The following is a 15,266-nucleotide window of genomic DNA, read 5'->3' as shown; positions in this document are numbered from 1 at the left end:
GGTTTTGTGCGATATTTTGTTCGACTTTTGCATATATTTGTGTTGACTTTGTTAATTTTTAATACTGCTTTGTGTTAGTAGTAGTAGTATTATGATACAAATATCGTAATTATTACGATTATAACCAAAAACAATTTCGATTATTTCGAAATTATTACTAATTTCTATATGCATGAATGATATCAACCGTCGTATAGACACTATTATAACTGAGCTGAACCTTACCAATAAAGAGTTTGGAAAATCTTTAGGTGTAACTGAAGCTACAGCTCGAAATCTTAGAAAGAATAGTGTAGTTAAGGATATTTATATCGAAACAATTTCGAATAAATGGAATTATAGTGAAGAATGGATTAGAAGCGGAGAAGGCAGTATGCTAAAAGAAGATAGTACAGATTTTAGCACTCTTAGTACTTCTTCTCTCTTAGAACATCTAGTAGACAATACTGAAGAGTTAATTAAATTAAAAACATTCCGGAACTACATTCGAATGACTATGGAACTAATAATGACGGATGAAGAGCGAGAAAAGAAGAACGAAGCTCTTAAGAAGCTAAAAGAAGAAATAGCAAAGAAGTACCAGGGGAAAGACGTGTAAGTCTTATGCGTGTTATTGGTAATTGTTTTTTCAAACTACTTCATTAACGGTTTAGCACTTATTAGCTATGTTTTATACACCTTGTTGGCAACAGTTATTTTATTTTAAAATGCTGGAATTGACTAGTGCTTTCTCCATAAGTGTCAATTTTCCCAATTTTTAATAAATCATAATCTCCTGAGTTTATTTTTGAAATTAATTCATTTTCAAAATCACTTATTCTACCGTTTAGCCTTCTGACTTTTTTGCCTAATATTTTTGCTAAAGGTATTTCTTCTCCACTTTCAAATTTCGGAATGGTATAACTTAATAATTCTGTAAACTCTGTGAATTGGTCAATTACAGTTTCTAGATAGTTTTTACTATTATAATCAATCAAATATAGATTGTTTAATAAGTGTTCGATTATATTAAGAACTATGCTTAAACTTTCTTCCTTAGGAACTTTCATTTCGTGTACAGAATCATTTCCAATAAAACGAATAGAATGAAGTCTTTTTGATTCTTTTTCTGTTATTAACTTGTTTCTTACAAGTGCATTAATTTTTTTTTCTAGATTTCGACCAGCAATTTCTTTTTCAAGACATATAGCTTCAATTACAGCTCTAAAGGCTACGCCAGTAAGAATAAAACAATCTGCATTATATGCTTTTATAGCTTCTTCGTAGACAATTTTTATCCTTTTTGGCAGTATGTGTATATTTTTAAGTTTCCTTGTGGCTCTTAACTTTTTGGGATATGTTTCAACGGTGATATCAGGTATCCATTCTCCGTTTTGGTCAGGATAAGCAGAATCAATATCAATAAATTTTTCTCTAAAAGAAACTGTTTCACACCCCATACATTCTACAGTCATATAATCAATTGCATAATCATAATCTTCATTATCGCTTCTGATACTATGTTTAAATAGAATATTATGATTTGTTCTATGATTACATCTTATGCAATAACTTTTTGTTCTTTTACTCATATGCTATTTCTAATTACTGCCAACGGACTTGTGTATGGAACGTAGCGTGCAAAAAGACACTAACTTTTCGAATTAACACAGAGCCGAATTTTTATATTTTGTTTTTAATTTTTCTCTTTTTAAAAGCCAAATTAAAAATTTGGCGGTCTTTGTAAATAAGCACGAACCTCTCAATTTAGCACTTATTAGCTATGTTTTATACACCGTGTTGTGCAACGTTTTTATTTGGTCATTCTTTCTTCTTGTACTTGTTTTAAAATCATTGCTGGTAAAACTCCTGATATCGAACTATTCCAAACAGCAGTCTTAATATTTTCCATTTTTGGTAATAAAAAATAAAAAGGATTGCCTTTTTTGTTATCTTGGCAAAACTTAGGTTCACTTGAAGCAAGTAACATTCTACAGCTAAGAGGTCTCAAGTTGTACACTTTACATTCTTTCGACTCCGTATCTAGAAATATACATTCTCGATGAATTAAAGGTAAATTTTGTTTAGATACTGCTTGAAGAGTTGCTTTGTTTAAATCAATTTTCAATTTATTTTTTGTAACATAATTATAGATTCCTTTTGCCTCGTCATCTGAAATGAATACTTCTTTAGAACAACAAAAAGCACAACCTTTTTCACAAGTAATTTTAGGTTTTTCAAACTTGCGATATTCGTTCATATAGTTATCTACGTTTCTGTATACATTTTCAATTGCACTAATAACTCCTTTGTTTTTTCTATCTTTTTTGTATGCTTTTTTGAGTTTAATAATGTCATAACTTTGGTATAAATTGATATACCAAGAGTTTTGCTTAAATTTTTCTTTATAAAGGTCAGGCATTATTAAGAAACCTATTTTACTCCAGTATTTCATTAAGAAATTCAGCATAAATTATATTTTCAGGAATTTGCTCACAAATGTTGCACAACGGTCTCGGCTATGAGTAGTTGCGCGGGTGTGCCACGAAATTTGCAAGTACGCAACAAGTGGGAAATTCCGCAGGAATTTCCAAAGTAGGCGAGAACAAGCAATTACTTATAGCCATTGTTGTGCATAGTATTTATTTTAAAGTTACAGCATTCAGAAACCTCTTTCCTGAATTGGTTATATAAAGAATAGTGACTCTATCTGACTCTTCGTATATCTCACGATTTGGTGCTTGCACTTCTGCTAGTTCAAACTCAAGTAATACGTTGCAGGAATAAGTCCACGTATTCAATTCCTTGTCATGATTTTTTAATACATAATGATTAAAGTTTCGAGGAGAACCAAAGTAACCGCTATGGTCTTTTCCAATTTCCTCAAATGTGTTTAACCTCAAAAGTAGTTCAGCTTCTGAAGCACTGAAATTTGATAGAATATTCACATACCTTGGGTGGAATTCTGAATCAATTAGTTGATTGGCAAGAATGTTTTCCCACATTTCGTGCAACGTTGGGTCTACTTCTTTTGAAGCTTCTTCAAATGATTTTACAAAACTTTTCAAATGTTTAGGTGAATTCAATTGTCCTTTTAGTTGAGCTTTTTCCACCGCTTTTTGAATAGTATAAGCACCAACCGCTTTTTCAGCATCAACCATATTGTCAAACTTTTGTCTAATATATCTTCCAAAGCCACTAGTAGTCTCGGTTATCGGTGCGACAATTTTGTTGAAAGAATCAATTAATGCTTTGGTAGTTTCAACATAGACTTCTTTAGGTATTGCTTTCGCAGTTTCTCCTAATCCAACTAAATCAAGACTTTTACTTGTTTGGTTATTTTCTTGTTCTTCCATTAAAGCTTCTTCTTTTATATTATGCACAACGGCTCCGTATATGAAAAGTAGCGCTGAAAATAAGCTGTAACTTTTCGGATAAACACAAGCCGAATTTTTAAATTTTACTATTTATCTTTTTATTGGAAATCGTCAAATTTAAAAATTTGGCGACTTTCCAAAAACGCCCAGACCTTTGTGTTAGCAATGACTTGCGCTATTTTTTATATACAATGTTAGCAAACGTTATTCCTCCGCTAACTTTTGCTTCAATAAACTCAACGTTTCGTCAAAACCTACCTTATGGTAGTCGATATAACCAACTGTTGAATTTACTCCATCAATTTTTGTTTCATCAAGTCGTAGTGGTAATATATATTCACGACTTTGTTCAAATGCCTTTGCTTGCGCAGATTTTCTTTCGTGGTTAGTCCACAATTTTTCAGAGTAAGATTTAGAAATTATCATTAAGCAATATTTTGCTCTTTTACCATAAACTTCACTTAGATGAGAATACAAATCTTTGCCCCAAAGTTTAGATTGTTCATACTCATCATAAAATACTTTAAATCCCGAAATCGTTAAAGCATCTGCAAATTTTTTCGCAATATTTCTGTCTTCTCCAGCGAATGATAATGCTACGTGATATTCATTCTTTGAGTGGTCATTATTTTCTAATACCATTTCGGATGTTAATTTTAATATTTTGGTTACATTTTCTAAGTCAGGATATAATAAATTGAAGGTCTTTCTTATATCTGCATTAGTAATTTCATTGTTGTTAATTATTTCCTCGTGAACATCAATTATTTTTAAAAGCTCATATCTTTTAAGGGATACGAGAATATCATTAAAATAAGAAACACTTCCTCCATTTTTTCTTGTTACAGCAACAGCTGATAAAAATTGAAATAACATTGGGTTAATTACACTAACCTCTTGATAGTATTTAGCTAATTCGCGTAAATCGTCTAAAGTTAAATACCCTTTTTCTAATAAATAATTTGCCTCAATCGTATAATGAAAACTATCTCTTAAATCACACATTACTGATTCAGCTACTTCTTTAGATTTTTCATCATTTAAATGAAGTTCTTTCAATAATAGCGGTCCATTTACGCTGAAAGGACTTGAATGGTCAGCATACCACATGTTTTCCATTCTTTTAATACTGCCTAATGATGAAATAATCATTAATCTTTCCAATGCAGTATGTCTTATTCGTGCATAAACTTTTGTGTCCCAAAGTCCTGTTTTTTTATTTTTCTCGAAGATAATATCAGCACCAAGAAAAGTTTCATATGAATAATTCCCGATAGGTAACTGTTCCTTATCAATTATATCTTGATATTCCTTGTCGAGATGAAATTCCAGCATTTTGTTTTTAATGTTTGCTAACAATTGGATATGTGTACCGGTACACATATTTTCATTATATTTTTCCTAAATCAAACGGTTTTCTCTAATTCGTTAGTAATACTCATTATTAGATATGTTTTCTCGTGTTTACGAAATATCAATAATTGATTCTATATCCTTCCCTACTCGATGCCAATCAGAAAAAATATTCTCTCTATCCTTATTTTGCCCATTTAAATAGCTCTTATTTGTTACCTTGGGCTTTTTGAAAGGTAGAAAATTAAAATATTGATTTCTTTTCAAAATACTAATATGATTTAGTTACCTCCATTATTCATGAAAAACAGAACAGCGCCTAATATTATAGGTAGAATAGCTATTATAATAAGTAAAGAAGTATTGGAGCGTATTTTTTCTAATCTTTGATTTGTTAATTTCTGAGAGAACAACAGTTCTTTTAACAACTCTTCATTGTTAAGATTTCCATATTCCTGTTCGAATTTTTGTCTAACAGGGTGGCTAGATGAATTTTTAGTCATTGGTTAGGTTTTAAGTATATTAAGTAATTAAATTATTTCGCTCATGATTTTAGTAATCTCACTTTCTGTGTATCGCTCAGGGCACTCTACCATTATTTCAAGAAATGTTTCGATTTCTATACGTTTACGCTTTTCTTCAATATGATCCAATGAGAAGGTTTTTAGCTTGTCCTCAATTTCTTTATCGATTTTTCTTTCAGTTCGCTCCTTGTAGTCCCGGTTTAGATCTCTAAGCTTTTCTGTGCTTAGATATTTTCTCCTTTTAAATAACTCTAATAATCTCTTAATCATGTCCTTTATATATTAGAAGTTACTTGCTTTAAATCATCTTGAAACTCATCGATACAGTCTCTAACTGTTTTTTCTGATTTGTAGGCTTCTCCTACTCGTTCAGCGTATCTTGCTCTAAAGGCAAGCTCTGCGAAGTATATTTTCTTAATTCTTTCGATAAAAGATAATTGCTTGTATATGATCTGATCCTTATAGGTATAATACTTGACTAGAAAATAAGTAAACGCGCTAAATAATATAGCGCATACAAAGATTAGCCCTAGGTATTTATTTTGTGAAAAGTCTTTTTGGGTAAGGAAAAGGAGGTGGATTGCCCAAAAGCCTGAAACTAATATTCCAGACAGTGAAACTAGTTGAAATTTAAACGTGGAGCCTCTTGAGATATCGTCCTTTAAAGACTTGCATGAAAAGAAAAACAAGGCGGTTACAAGTCCAAAAACGAATATCCAGAAATGAAAGCTGTTACGACCTCTGAAGGAGTGCTCTTTGTTGATTTCTCCTAATTCTTTGTTTATTGATTTGATTTGTTTTTTGGAAGTATTTATTAGTGTTTTAGTTAGAGTATAATACTCATCAACACTTAGTTTTTTACTCTTTAAGTCTTCCAGGTACTTTTGTTGTGTAGTGTTGCGATACGCAATTGCCTCATTGTATTTCTTGTTATTGGCAGGTACTTTGGGAGATTTGCTGTTAAAAAATACATGAAACAAAGATAGGGTTACTAGCAAAAAAGCAAGTAACCCCTTTATATAAGGTAATATGCTTTTACTCTCCGTCTTCCCTTCTGTCTCCATCGTCGATTGCTCCGTCGTCTCCGGGCTCGATTCCTTGTAGTTCTGTTTGTTCGATTTCTCCGATTTCATCATTAATGTTCGTTGTTTCACAAGAAGAAATGAACAGCGCTACAAATACTCCGAATACAATTACTAAATTTTTCATCTTTATTTTAATTTTAGGGTTTATCTAATTTGTTTCCACAAATTTAGATAACTACCTAATTATAAAGGAGGAAAAATCGATAAATATAGTAGTTTACTATATTATACTAGTAGATGTGTCATTCGTATAAGTGGGTTGTCTTTTTTCTTGTTTAACTTTTTTTTAATTAATACTTGTGTGTAATCGGGGTAAAGGTGTTTTGTTAAAACTTTGGCAAGTTACATATTTTATAGTAAAAAAATTTACGGTTTTACCGCATTTTTAACGCTTGTACGAAATCTCTTCAGCCCAGTCAAATCAGTAAAAACAAGCAATATACTACTTGTAAAAAACAAATTTTTACGGTTTTCCGTAAAGCAACGGTGTTTTTGCCGTAAATATCAATTTTTTAACATTTTCAGCAGGGAAATTTCTCTCTGACAGGGAATTATCTCCCAGAAATTATTTTCTGTAGTTTCAGTAGATTGTTTTTTAAGAAAACACTAAATCATATAATTTTATAGCTACGTCAACATCGCTACATGTAGCGTCTTTAATTAACGAAACGAAATGAGTATAGAAGAGATATTAAAACTTGATAAAAAAATCACCTTCAGAAATCTAATCTATTCTAAGTATGAATTTACTTGGGGACTAATAGGTCTTTCCTTGTTTTTGATAGGTATGTCTATTATGCTTTATTGGATATTTAATGGCTTTAAAATTAAAGAGGTATGGTGCCTGCCTATTGGGGTTATTTTTTATATCATTTCTGGTATGTATTTAATGGATAAAAACAAACGAGTTATAAAAAAGCATTATAAACATTCCCTACTTGAGAATGGTAATTGGGATTATAGTTCTTTGGTAAAGATTAGAATGAAAATAATAAAGAAAGAAATAAAAGGAAAAATTGATTTGAGCAATGACAATCTATTGTTTATAATTGATAGCTTGAAAAATAACTCTGAAATCAATAAATATAATTACTTTATACTTACTAATGGAATTGTGATGATCTTGAGTGTATGTGTTGGGGCATTTTTGGGTGGCTTTAGTAATTTCGCTAATGGTTTTGAGGACTATCTGAAAGCATTTAAATTAATCGCTGGAATCTCTCTTATGTTTATCTCTTTATTAGTTTATATGGAAATGGCTTTTTTTAAAGAATATGCTATTTCTAGAAAAAAACACAAGAATCGTTTGATTAGGGTATTTGAGAATATTTACTTGAAAAAAAATGCGCGTTAATCATGAAGAGATAGTCTAATCAATATATTTAACACTGCCGTTAGTACCTTAAAACACACCTTCTGTGACACTTAATCTGTAGTTGCAGTAAAAAAGACTTGACAAAAGAACAAGAAATGACTATATTTAATATATTTGCAACGCGATTCTATTTGAATCAACAATGAATTCACAACATGAAATACACTAAAAAGATATTAAAATTTTTAGGAATACTTTCGATTGTTTCTAGTATCAATGAATTTCGTGCTACCCTAAACGAAAAAACAGGAACTTCAATCATTTCTCCTGAGATTCTAAGGATCTTGGATGATCCTGAAAAATCTAAAATACTCGATGAAGCTGTTGCAGAGTACAAAGAAACAAAAGACTGGAGCCAGACTCGTTTAAAGGAAATACTTTAGTTGATTCTTAGTTATGCAATTAACTCTAGGCTTCATAGCTTTTTTTGTTTCAATTGTTATCCCCGGCATACTTTTTAGAAGATTCTATTTTTCAGGAGAATTCTCTAAGCAATTTAACACTAAAGATCCTGTTATTCATTCTATCTTTTATAGCATTGTTCCAGGTATCTGTATTCAGTTAGTATGTTTTGTGGTTTATGGTGAATGGATATCGAAAACAACTCCTGATAACTTCACAGTTTTCACAATATTTAGAGATATGACACTTGGCGCTGACAAAAGCGTTGATTGTGTTACTGAGGATTTCCTAAACTACAACATACATACTTTTTTCATATACTCGATCGCTGTTTTTGCATTTTCCGCACTTATTGGATATTTACTATATAATATAATAAGATGGACAAAACTTGATAGAAAATTCAAAATATTGCGTTTTAAAAACCAATGGTACTACATTCTTAGTGGAGAACTACTTCAGTTTGATAAAATAAAAAAATCCGAAGTTATTTTCTCTACCATTGGGGATATCCAAAGAGATAACTTAACTGTTTTTGCTGATGCTTTAGTCAATATAAAAGAAAACAAAAGAGAGCTTTACACAGGATACGTCTTAGATTATGATCTTAGTATAGATGATGTGTCCGAATTGGATAAACTGTACTTAGGTAATGCAAAACGGTATAAAAAATGTGAGGAAACCAAAAAAACCAAGCCAATCAATATTCCAGGAGACGTCTTTATTATAAACGCTTCTAATATAATCAACATAAACCTTACGTATATAACAGACCCTTTTTCGAAAAAAAAACGAAATATGCAAAAGGCATATTCTATTTCTACCATTATACGAAACTGGATTGTGTTAATTTTATTGGTTTGGCATGCTTACTATTATTTTGTAGAATCAGATTACATTTTGATTCAAGAATACATGAACAAAACATCATTCTGGGGTAAGCTTTTTTTCTTTTTCTTGGTCAATCAATTTACCTTCCTTTTTATTCCTTCTGATGATTCAGACGATGATTCAGACGATGATTCAAAAGATAGTGACAAAAATAACGAAGACAAGGTTATACATTATTTCTATTCATTTAAAGACATTTCTTATAAGATACTAATCATGTTGTTTTTTGCAATTCTCTTCTATTTTACTGTTTGTGTAAAAATGGGGTATGCTTTCTAATACAACAATCGCATGAAATTTCAAAAAGACGACATTGTAAAGCTAAAAGATAGCGAAACAAAAATGACCGTTACCTCAGTAGACAATAATGAATATGTGTCTTGCAAATGGATTAACAGATTAGGTCATGAAATGCACGGGCAATTTCCGGGTAAATTACTAACAAAGAACTAAAATGATAATCCCGACGATGATAGTCGGGGTATGGTCAACAAAAATGTCCACCTATTACCATATTTTATTTGCTGCAGCAACAACCGCTTCTTTACTTGTTTTTTTGTACTTCAAAAGTGTTTTCGGGTCTTTAACGGCAAATCTTTCTAATCTGAGGGTTAAATTTTTGACTGGACTATTAATTCCAAGATTATATCTGTGTTTTTTTATATCTTTAGCTAACAAAAGTAAACAAAAAAGTAAACAAAAAAGTAAACATTTTTGATAAACAAGGCAACTTATTAGATTTGTAAATACCTGTATATCTAATATTTACCGATTCAAAAAATCAGTGATCCCGGTTGATTACCCGGAGGTTTTTTCATATAACACACTTATCACACCTAAGTGTATTTATTCGTAAATCCCTGTATTCTCAATGGTTTCAACAAATAATCAAAAAAGAAATCATGTCGAAAACGCTTCAACGAATCTTAAAAGTAAACAGAAAAGTAAACACGATGAAAGTGAAGTATACTGGACCATTTATTTATTGTGGAGGAGGAAAGCTCGATGATTGGAACAAAAAGACAGAGGATAGTTAGTTCCTTAACAGTATCACAATCTTGTTACCGATAAATTATTAAATGAGGATTTATAGATAAGAGTTACTAAGTATTTGATTCATATTGATTCTCCTAAAGTTATTTCCTGTATACAGCTTTTCGTTATCCTTGTCCAAAAGATGGATTTTCAGGAGTTTCTTCTTTTTATTTTACACAAAAGTTCTATCAAAACTTGTTTGTGTTTTCAAATCAAATAGTATTTTTGCCGAAAACAACACAATTTTTATGAGTTCAAAATTAATTGCTCCTTCTGTATTAGCTGCTGACTTTGCTAATCTTCAAAGAGATGTCGAAATGATCAATAAAAGTGAGGCAGATTGGTTTCACATTGATATTATGGACGGTGTATTTGTCCCGAATATTTCTTTTGGGATGCCTGTACTTAGAGATATAGCAAAACATGCATCTAAAACAATCGATGTTCACCTTATGATCGTGGACCCTGACAGGTACATCAAAACATTTGCGGATTTAGGAAGCAATATACTCACTGTACACTACGAAGCTTGTACACATTTGCACCGAACATTACAAGCTATCAAAGCAGAAGGCATGAAAGCCGGAGTAGCTTTAAATCCACATACTAATATATCCTTATTAGAAGATGTTATTACTGAAATCGATCTGGTATGCATAATGAGCGTAAATCCTGGTTTTGGAGGACAATCATTTATTGAAAATACTTACAACAAAGTAGTTCAGTTAAAAGAGTTAATTACCCGAAAAAAAGCAACTACTTTAATTGAAATTGATGGAGGAGTTACCAGTAAAAATGCTAAGCAACTTGCAGATGCCGGAGCTGATGTATTAGTAGCAGGAAGCTTTGTCTTTAAAAGTGAAGATCAAATACAAACTATAAAAGAACTAAAAGCCGTTGCCAATTCTTAAAAAACATAGTTTATAAATATGAGAAAAGCGAGTTTTAAAACTCGCTTTTTTTAGCGCATAATATTATGACTAAAAACAGCGTCGTCTACTACTAATACTATGATAACAGTACATTAATTTATTTAAAGGAAGTATTCATACACAAGAAGTTACGTAACAAGATCAACCCGCGTAAATCAACATATATCGAAGCTTCAAAAACCCTAGACTTACTCATCAAAATATCTAAAATTAAGCATCTGACTCACATAATCATATACCTTGGGAAGATGTGTCTTTAACTTCATTGGCGAAAGCATAAAAACCTCAATTAGTACTGCGACAAATTCATATTTATCAGTAAAAGCATAGGCTCTAAGGATATTCGCCTTTAAAACTTTCTCTTTCATTTCCGGAGAATTTAAGTATTGCTCCAACTCTAGAAAAGTATCATAAAAAATCTCTGCACTGATATCTGTATTTTTTATAGCCGTATAATGAATTGCATGTGCTACCTCGTGAATCCCTAAATTACTATCCAAAGTTTTCTGATTTTTATTCTGAAAATGCTCCCAGGAAAGTACTAATGCTTTAGATCTGGGATTAAACTCACCTTTATGCTCTCGCTGATTGAGTACAGAAAAAAAAGTACTGGGGTACAAAATAATAGTCGTTAGATACTCTATGAGATATTTCCTCATTCCGAAGGTTAATTGAATAACAATCATCGAAATTTTCATTTTCATTTCATCCGTAACCTTCATTTCTTCTCTTCCTACGAAATCCGTTGTATCTAAAAAACAAGCTACTCTATGCTCGAAGTATTGTTTTTTGCGCTTATTCAATTGTTTATAAAATGTATTTTCTTCTAAAAAGCGCCTCATAGCATCAGGCAGTTTTCTCATTCGAAAATACCAGTGAATAAAGTAAGGCCTTTTATAAAACTTCACATAAATAGTTTCCAAATAGCGGAGCACATAATATACGCAGATCGAAAAAATTATAAATACAGCAACCCCTCCAAAAATCGGATTGATTTTCGGTCCCTCATGTTCTTGATACAAAAACAGGTATAGCAGTCCGTATTCCAAATAAATGTTTTATTAATTCCCCCCTTAATGTAGCATTTTTATTGCAAAAACACAGTATCATCAACTTATTAAATTCCATTTATTATTGAAAAAAGAACAAAAACACCCCATATTACATATTTCCTTTTTAGTCAATAACTATCAGGTTTAGCAATATGAGGTATTCTCACAATTTTTGGCGCAAATGATTCAAAATTGTTCTTCTTCCGTACTTCCATGCATTGCAGCTGTTGCTGTTTTTCCTGAGGTAACCACCTGTTGTATCTCATCAAAATAAGCTGTTCCTACAAATGCTTGATGCTTTACTGCTCTAAAGCCTTCTTTTTGTAACGCGAACTCTCGCTCCTGTAATTCTGAATACCCTGCCATACCTCGTTCTTTATAAGCTTTTGACAACTCAAACATACTGGTATTTAATGCGTGAAAACCTGCCAGAGTAATAAACTGAAATTTATATCCCATCGAAGCCAGCTCTTCCCTGAATACCTCCATTTCCTCTACAGAAAGTTTTGCTGCCCAATTAAATGAAGGAGAACAATTATACGCCAGCATCTTATCCGGATATTCTGCATGTATTGCTGTTGCAAATCTTCTTGCTTGTTCCAGGTCAGGAGTACTGGTCTCCATCCATATTAAATCTGCATATGGCGCGTATGAAAGTCCTCTGTCAATTCCTTGTTCTATTCCATTTTTTACATAGAAAAAACCTTCATCAGTACGTTCTCCTGTTACGAATTTTCGATCTCTTTCATCGATATCACTGGTTAACAAATTAGCAGCATCGGCATCAGTTCGGGCAATAATAACGGTAGGAACCCCCATTACATCAGCAGCCAATCTAGCTGCTATTAGTTTGTTTACTGCTTCTTGAGTAGGAACCAATACCTTTCCTCCTAAGTGTCCACACTTTTTAGCAGAACTTAATTGATCTTCCAGGTGAATCCCGCTTGCTCCTGATTCGATCATTGATTTCGTCAGTTCAAACACATTTAAATTTCCACCAAACCCAGCTTCAGCATCTGCTACAATTGGCACTAAATAATCTTTCTTGTTTTTCACATGATTGACTACCTGAATTTGATCTGCTCTTAACAGTGCATTATTGATTCTTTTTACCACTTGCGGAACACTATTAGCGGGGTACAGAGATTGATCCGGGTACATTTCTCCTGCTAAATTTGCATCGGCAGCAACTTGCCATCCGCTCAGATAAATCGCTTCTAATCCTGCTTCTACCTCCTGCACAGCCTGATTCCCTGTCAAAGCTCCTAACCCGGCTACAAAATCCTGAGTCTTTAGCTTCATCCACAATTTTTCTGCTCCTTGTCTCGCAATGCTGTATTCAATTGCATACGATCCTTGAAGCTGCACCACTTTTTCTGGAGAATAAGGGCGCTCTACCCCTCTCCATCTGGGGTTTGTTGTCCAATCTATTAACAATTCTTCTGCTTTTTGTTTTGCGTTCATAATTCCGTAATTTTTAAGTTAATTTGTTTGTGTTGTTATATATATTGGTATGCTCTTGTCGTCAAAAACTCTTCAAAATCATTTGCTATGACTAATCGCCTAAAAATAGAGATCGCATTGAGGTAATTTTCTTTAATAAACAATTGTTCTCCTACTTGTTTTTTAATGATCAATAGTTCATCCTCAAAAAGGGTATTAAATCGGCGTTTATTAAATATACTCCCATCGTCCAACGTCACTTCATTTTTTAACCATTGCCATATCTGAGTCCTGCTTATTTCTGCTGTTGCGGCATCTTCCATCAGATTATAGATAGACACAGCTCCATTCCCTCCTAGCCAGGTCGCTATATAATGAATTCCAACATTTATATTTTTTCTAATACCTTCTTCTGTAATAGTCCCTTTGGGAATTTCTAACAGATCTTCTTCTGTAATAGTCACTTCATTCTTGTGTACATCTAGTTGATTTAGTCCTGGCATATTGGCATTAAACACTTGCATTGCCAATGCTACTAACCCAGGATGAGCAACCCATGTTCCATCATGTCCATTCAGTACCTCCCGTTCTTTATCAATTCTAACTTTTTCAAAAGCTTTTGCATTTCTTTCTTCATCTCCTTTTATAGGAATCTGGGCTGCCATTCCTCCTATTGCCAAAATATTGCGCTTATGACATCGCTGAATCACTAACGTACTGTAAGCATTCATAAACGGACTTGTCATTGTTACCTGGTCTCTATCCGGAACGATAAAGTCTTTATGATTTCTCATTTTTTTGATGTAGCTAAAAATATAGTCCCAGCGACCACAGTTCAGCCCTACAATATGGTCTTTTAAGGCATAGATAATCTCATCCAGTTGAAAACTGGCGGTGATGGTTTCTACGAGAACCGTAACTTTTACACTACCCTTTTTCATCCCTAAATAGGTCTCTGAAAAATCGATCACATCATTCCACCAGATTGCTTCCTCATAATGCTCCAATTTTGGCAAATAATAATATGCTCCTGTTCCATTAGCTTGTAATCGCTGGTGATTATGAAACAAATAAATTCCAAAATCAAATAATGCGGCACTCACCTCTTTATCATGAATCAACATATGTTTTTCATTCAGATGAAGTCCTCTGGTTCTCACTATTAAAACTGCAATTTCTCTATTGAGTTCGTATGTTCGCTCATTCTTAGGACTGTAATAAGAAATAGTTCTATTAACTGCATCTTTCAAATTCTTTTGCCCTTGTAAACAATTATCCCATGAAGGCGCATTACTATCCTCAAAATCTGCCATAAAGGTTTTTGCTCCTGAATTCAGTGCATTAATAATCATTTTTCTATCCACTGGTCCAGTAATTTCTACACGCCGATCCTGAAGATCCTTTGGAATAGCACCTGCGACCCAATTCCCTTCTCTGATTTCTTTTGTGTTTTCTAAAAACGCTGGAGTTACTCCCCGATCAAACAACTGCTGTTGTTCTTCTCTTTTTGTAAGCAGTCGCAATCTTCTTTCATTAAATCGGTTCTGTAGCGCTTCTAAAAATTCCAACACCTCATCTGTTAACATTTCTGGATAATAGTTTCTAACATCTTTTGTGAAACTAATGGTTTGGCTAATGCTTGTTTGTGTTTTCATCTGTTTGTGTTTACTGTTTATTCAATGTTCAGATGGAATTCGCACTCTTAATAATTCTACTTTTTTCAAATCATTCAGCATGCTCATTTCATAATTGTCTCATTATCTGAGAACAATATTAAAAAAAAGTTTTTTACAAAACAAGCGAACGTTCGCTAAAAGC

At 32.5% G+C, this 15,266-nt stretch carries 18 protein-coding genes; 7 read left to right on the top strand and 11 right to left on the bottom strand.

Annotated features, from left to right (window positions below; genetic code table 11):
* Positions 1-172: 172 nt before the first annotated feature.
* The gene (locus ACFSTE_RS21135) at positions 173-598 is read left to right on the top strand and encodes a hypothetical protein (RefSeq protein WP_378256777.1); all 426 of its coding nucleotides are present in this window, start codon (positions 173-175) and stop codon (positions 596-598) included.
* Positions 599-692: 94 nt separating this feature from the next.
* Here the strand turns inward: ACFSTE_RS21135 and ACFSTE_RS21130 are convergent, their stop codons facing one another.
* From ACFSTE_RS21130 to ACFSTE_RS21095, 8 genes are all read right to left on the bottom strand, one after another.
* On the bottom strand, positions 693-1,571 hold the full coding sequence (locus tag ACFSTE_RS21130) for a DUF4145 domain-containing protein (RefSeq protein WP_378256778.1): 879 nt from the start codon (positions 1,569-1,571) through the stop codon (positions 693-695).
* A gap of 221 nt (positions 1,572-1,792) precedes the next feature.
* Entirely contained in the window at positions 1,793-2,434 is a 642-nt protein-coding gene (locus ACFSTE_RS21125; protein WP_378256780.1) for a YkgJ family cysteine cluster protein, read from the bottom strand.
* 187 nt (positions 2,435-2,621) lie between these two features.
* Entirely contained in the window at positions 2,622-3,335 is a 714-nt protein-coding gene (locus tag ACFSTE_RS21120) for an Abi-alpha family protein (protein WP_378256782.1), read from the bottom strand.
* A 225-nt stretch (positions 3,336-3,560) separates the two neighbouring features.
* Positions 3,561-4,739, bottom strand: a complete 1,179-nt coding sequence (locus ACFSTE_RS21115; RefSeq protein ID WP_378256784.1) for a toll/interleukin-1 receptor domain-containing protein — start codon at positions 4,737-4,739, stop codon at positions 3,561-3,563.
* A 251-nt stretch (positions 4,740-4,990) separates the two neighbouring features.
* On the bottom strand, positions 4,991-5,212 hold the full coding sequence (locus ACFSTE_RS21110; RefSeq protein ID WP_378256786.1) for a hypothetical protein: 222 nt from the start codon (positions 5,210-5,212) through the stop codon (positions 4,991-4,993).
* Positions 5,213-5,239: 27 nt separating this feature from the next.
* Positions 5,240-5,503: a hypothetical protein gene (locus ACFSTE_RS21105; protein WP_378256788.1), complete on the bottom strand. Its 264-nt coding sequence runs from the start codon at positions 5,501-5,503 to the stop codon at positions 5,240-5,242.
* A 5-nt stretch (positions 5,504-5,508) separates the two neighbouring features.
* On the bottom strand, positions 5,509-6,297 hold the full coding sequence (locus ACFSTE_RS21100) for a hypothetical protein (protein WP_378298398.1): 789 nt from the start codon (positions 6,295-6,297) through the stop codon (positions 5,509-5,511).
* Positions 6,269-6,442 carry a hypothetical protein gene (locus tag ACFSTE_RS21095; protein WP_378256792.1) on the bottom strand — a complete coding sequence of 58 codons (174 nt, stop codon included), beginning with the start codon at positions 6,440-6,442 and terminating at the stop codon, positions 6,269-6,271. The genes ACFSTE_RS21100 and ACFSTE_RS21095 overlap by 29 nt, the downstream gene beginning before the upstream one ends.
* Before the next feature lie 549 nt (positions 6,443-6,991).
* Between ACFSTE_RS21095 and ACFSTE_RS21090 the strand changes: the two genes are divergently transcribed.
* The 6 genes from ACFSTE_RS21090 (at position 6,992) to rpe (ending at position 10,932) form a co-directional block, all read left to right on the top strand.
* A complete protein-coding gene (locus ACFSTE_RS21090) occupies positions 6,992-7,672 on the top strand; it encodes a hypothetical protein (RefSeq protein WP_378256793.1) in 681 nt (226 codons plus the stop codon).
* Positions 7,673-7,848: 176 nt separating this feature from the next.
* Positions 7,849-8,076: a hypothetical protein gene (locus ACFSTE_RS21085; RefSeq protein WP_378256795.1), complete on the top strand. Its 228-nt coding sequence runs from the start codon at positions 7,849-7,851 to the stop codon at positions 8,074-8,076.
* Between the two features lie 430 nt (positions 8,077-8,506).
* Complete coding sequence (locus ACFSTE_RS21080; protein WP_378298396.1) at positions 8,507-9,265, top strand: hypothetical protein; 759 nt, start codon at positions 8,507-8,509, stop codon at positions 9,263-9,265.
* A gap of 12 nt (positions 9,266-9,277) precedes the next feature.
* Positions 9,278-9,439: a DUF2158 domain-containing protein gene (locus tag ACFSTE_RS21075; protein WP_378256799.1), complete on the top strand. Its 162-nt coding sequence runs from the start codon at positions 9,278-9,280 to the stop codon at positions 9,437-9,439.
* 449 nt (positions 9,440-9,888) lie between these two features.
* Positions 9,889-10,023 (top strand): hypothetical protein, encoded by a 135-nt coding sequence (locus ACFSTE_RS21070; protein ID WP_378256801.1) that lies wholly within the window; start codon positions 9,889-9,891, stop codon positions 10,021-10,023.
* A gap of 246 nt (positions 10,024-10,269) precedes the next feature.
* The gene (gene rpe / locus ACFSTE_RS21065; RefSeq protein WP_176029024.1) at positions 10,270-10,932 is read left to right on the top strand and encodes a ribulose-phosphate 3-epimerase; all 663 of its coding nucleotides are present in this window, start codon (positions 10,270-10,272) and stop codon (positions 10,930-10,932) included.
* A gap of 209 nt (positions 10,933-11,141) precedes the next feature.
* On the opposite strand, the gene ACFSTE_RS21060 is transcribed toward rpe, so the two are convergent.
* The 3 genes from ACFSTE_RS21060 to aceB form a co-directional block, all read right to left on the bottom strand.
* The gene (locus ACFSTE_RS21060; protein WP_303246381.1) at positions 11,142-11,816 is read right to left on the bottom strand and encodes a zinc-dependent peptidase; all 675 of its coding nucleotides are present in this window, start codon (positions 11,814-11,816) and stop codon (positions 11,142-11,144) included.
* Between the two features lie 375 nt (positions 11,817-12,191).
* Positions 12,192-13,469 (bottom strand): isocitrate lyase, encoded by a 1,278-nt coding sequence (aceA, locus tag ACFSTE_RS21055; protein WP_368660055.1) that lies wholly within the window; start codon positions 13,467-13,469, stop codon positions 12,192-12,194.
* 35 nt (positions 13,470-13,504) lie between these two features.
* Complete coding sequence (gene aceB, locus ACFSTE_RS21050; protein WP_378256805.1) at positions 13,505-15,103, bottom strand: malate synthase A; 1,599 nt, start codon at positions 15,101-15,103, stop codon at positions 13,505-13,507.
* Positions 15,104-15,266: the final 163 nt, after the last annotated feature.

Origin of the sequence: Aquimarina hainanensis, from assembly GCF_042684685.1 — a bacterium.
GTDB lineage: Bacteria > Bacteroidota > Bacteroidia > Flavobacteriales > Flavobacteriaceae > Aquimarina > Aquimarina hainanensis.
This window is presented reverse-complemented; position numbering and strand designations above follow the sequence as displayed.

What these genes read in the sequence shown, in the direction of transcription:
- ACFSTE_RS21060 (WP_303246381.1), bottom strand. Translation starts at nt 11,816, where the DNA reads ATGAGAAAACTGCCTGATGCTATGAGGCGCTTTTTAGAAGAAAATACA.
- ACFSTE_RS21115 (WP_378256784.1), bottom strand. Translation starts at nt 4,739, where the DNA reads ATGTGTACCGGTACACATATCCAATTGTTAGCAAACATTAAAAACAAA.
- ACFSTE_RS21135 (WP_378256777.1), top strand. Translation starts at nt 173, where the DNA reads ATGAATGATATCAACCGTCGTATAGACACTATTATAACTGAGCTGAAC.
- ACFSTE_RS21090 (WP_378256793.1), top strand. Translation starts at nt 6,992, where the DNA reads ATGAGTATAGAAGAGATATTAAAACTTGATAAAAAAATCACCTTCAGA.
- rpe (WP_176029024.1), top strand. Translation starts at nt 10,270, where the DNA reads ATGAGTTCAAAATTAATTGCTCCTTCTGTATTAGCTGCTGACTTTGCT.
- ACFSTE_RS21105 (WP_378256788.1), bottom strand. Translation starts at nt 5,503, where the DNA reads ATGATTAAGAGATTATTAGAGTTATTTAAAAGGAGAAAATATCTAAGC.
- ACFSTE_RS21110 (WP_378256786.1), bottom strand. Translation starts at nt 5,212, where the DNA reads ATGACTAAAAATTCATCTAGCCACCCTGTTAGACAAAAATTCGAACAG.
- aceA (WP_368660055.1), bottom strand. Translation starts at nt 13,469, where the DNA reads ATGAACGCAAAACAAAAAGCAGAAGAATTGTTAATAGATTGGACAACA.
- ACFSTE_RS21125 (WP_378256780.1), bottom strand. Translation starts at nt 2,434, where the DNA reads ATGAAATACTGGAGTAAAATAGGTTTCTTAATAATGCCTGACCTTTAT.
- ACFSTE_RS21095 (WP_378256792.1), bottom strand. Translation starts at nt 6,442, where the DNA reads ATGAAAAATTTAGTAATTGTATTCGGAGTATTTGTAGCGCTGTTCATT.
- ACFSTE_RS21085 (WP_378256795.1), top strand. Translation starts at nt 7,849, where the DNA reads ATGAAATACACTAAAAAGATATTAAAATTTTTAGGAATACTTTCGATT.
- aceB (WP_378256805.1), bottom strand. Translation starts at nt 15,103, where the DNA reads ATGAAAACACAAACAAGCATTAGCCAAACCATTAGTTTCACAAAAGAT.
- ACFSTE_RS21100 (WP_378298398.1), bottom strand. Translation starts at nt 6,297, where the DNA reads ATGGAGACAGAAGGGAAGACGGAGAGTAAAAGCATATTACCTTATATA.
- ACFSTE_RS21070 (WP_378256801.1), top strand. Translation starts at nt 9,889, where the DNA reads ATGTCGAAAACGCTTCAACGAATCTTAAAAGTAAACAGAAAAGTAAAC.
- ACFSTE_RS21130 (WP_378256778.1), bottom strand. Translation starts at nt 1,571, where the DNA reads ATGAGTAAAAGAACAAAAAGTTATTGCATAAGATGTAATCATAGAACA.
- ACFSTE_RS21120 (WP_378256782.1), bottom strand. Translation starts at nt 3,335, where the DNA reads ATGGAAGAACAAGAAAATAACCAAACAAGTAAAAGTCTTGATTTAGTT.
- ACFSTE_RS21075 (WP_378256799.1), top strand. Translation starts at nt 9,278, where the DNA reads ATGAAATTTCAAAAAGACGACATTGTAAAGCTAAAAGATAGCGAAACA.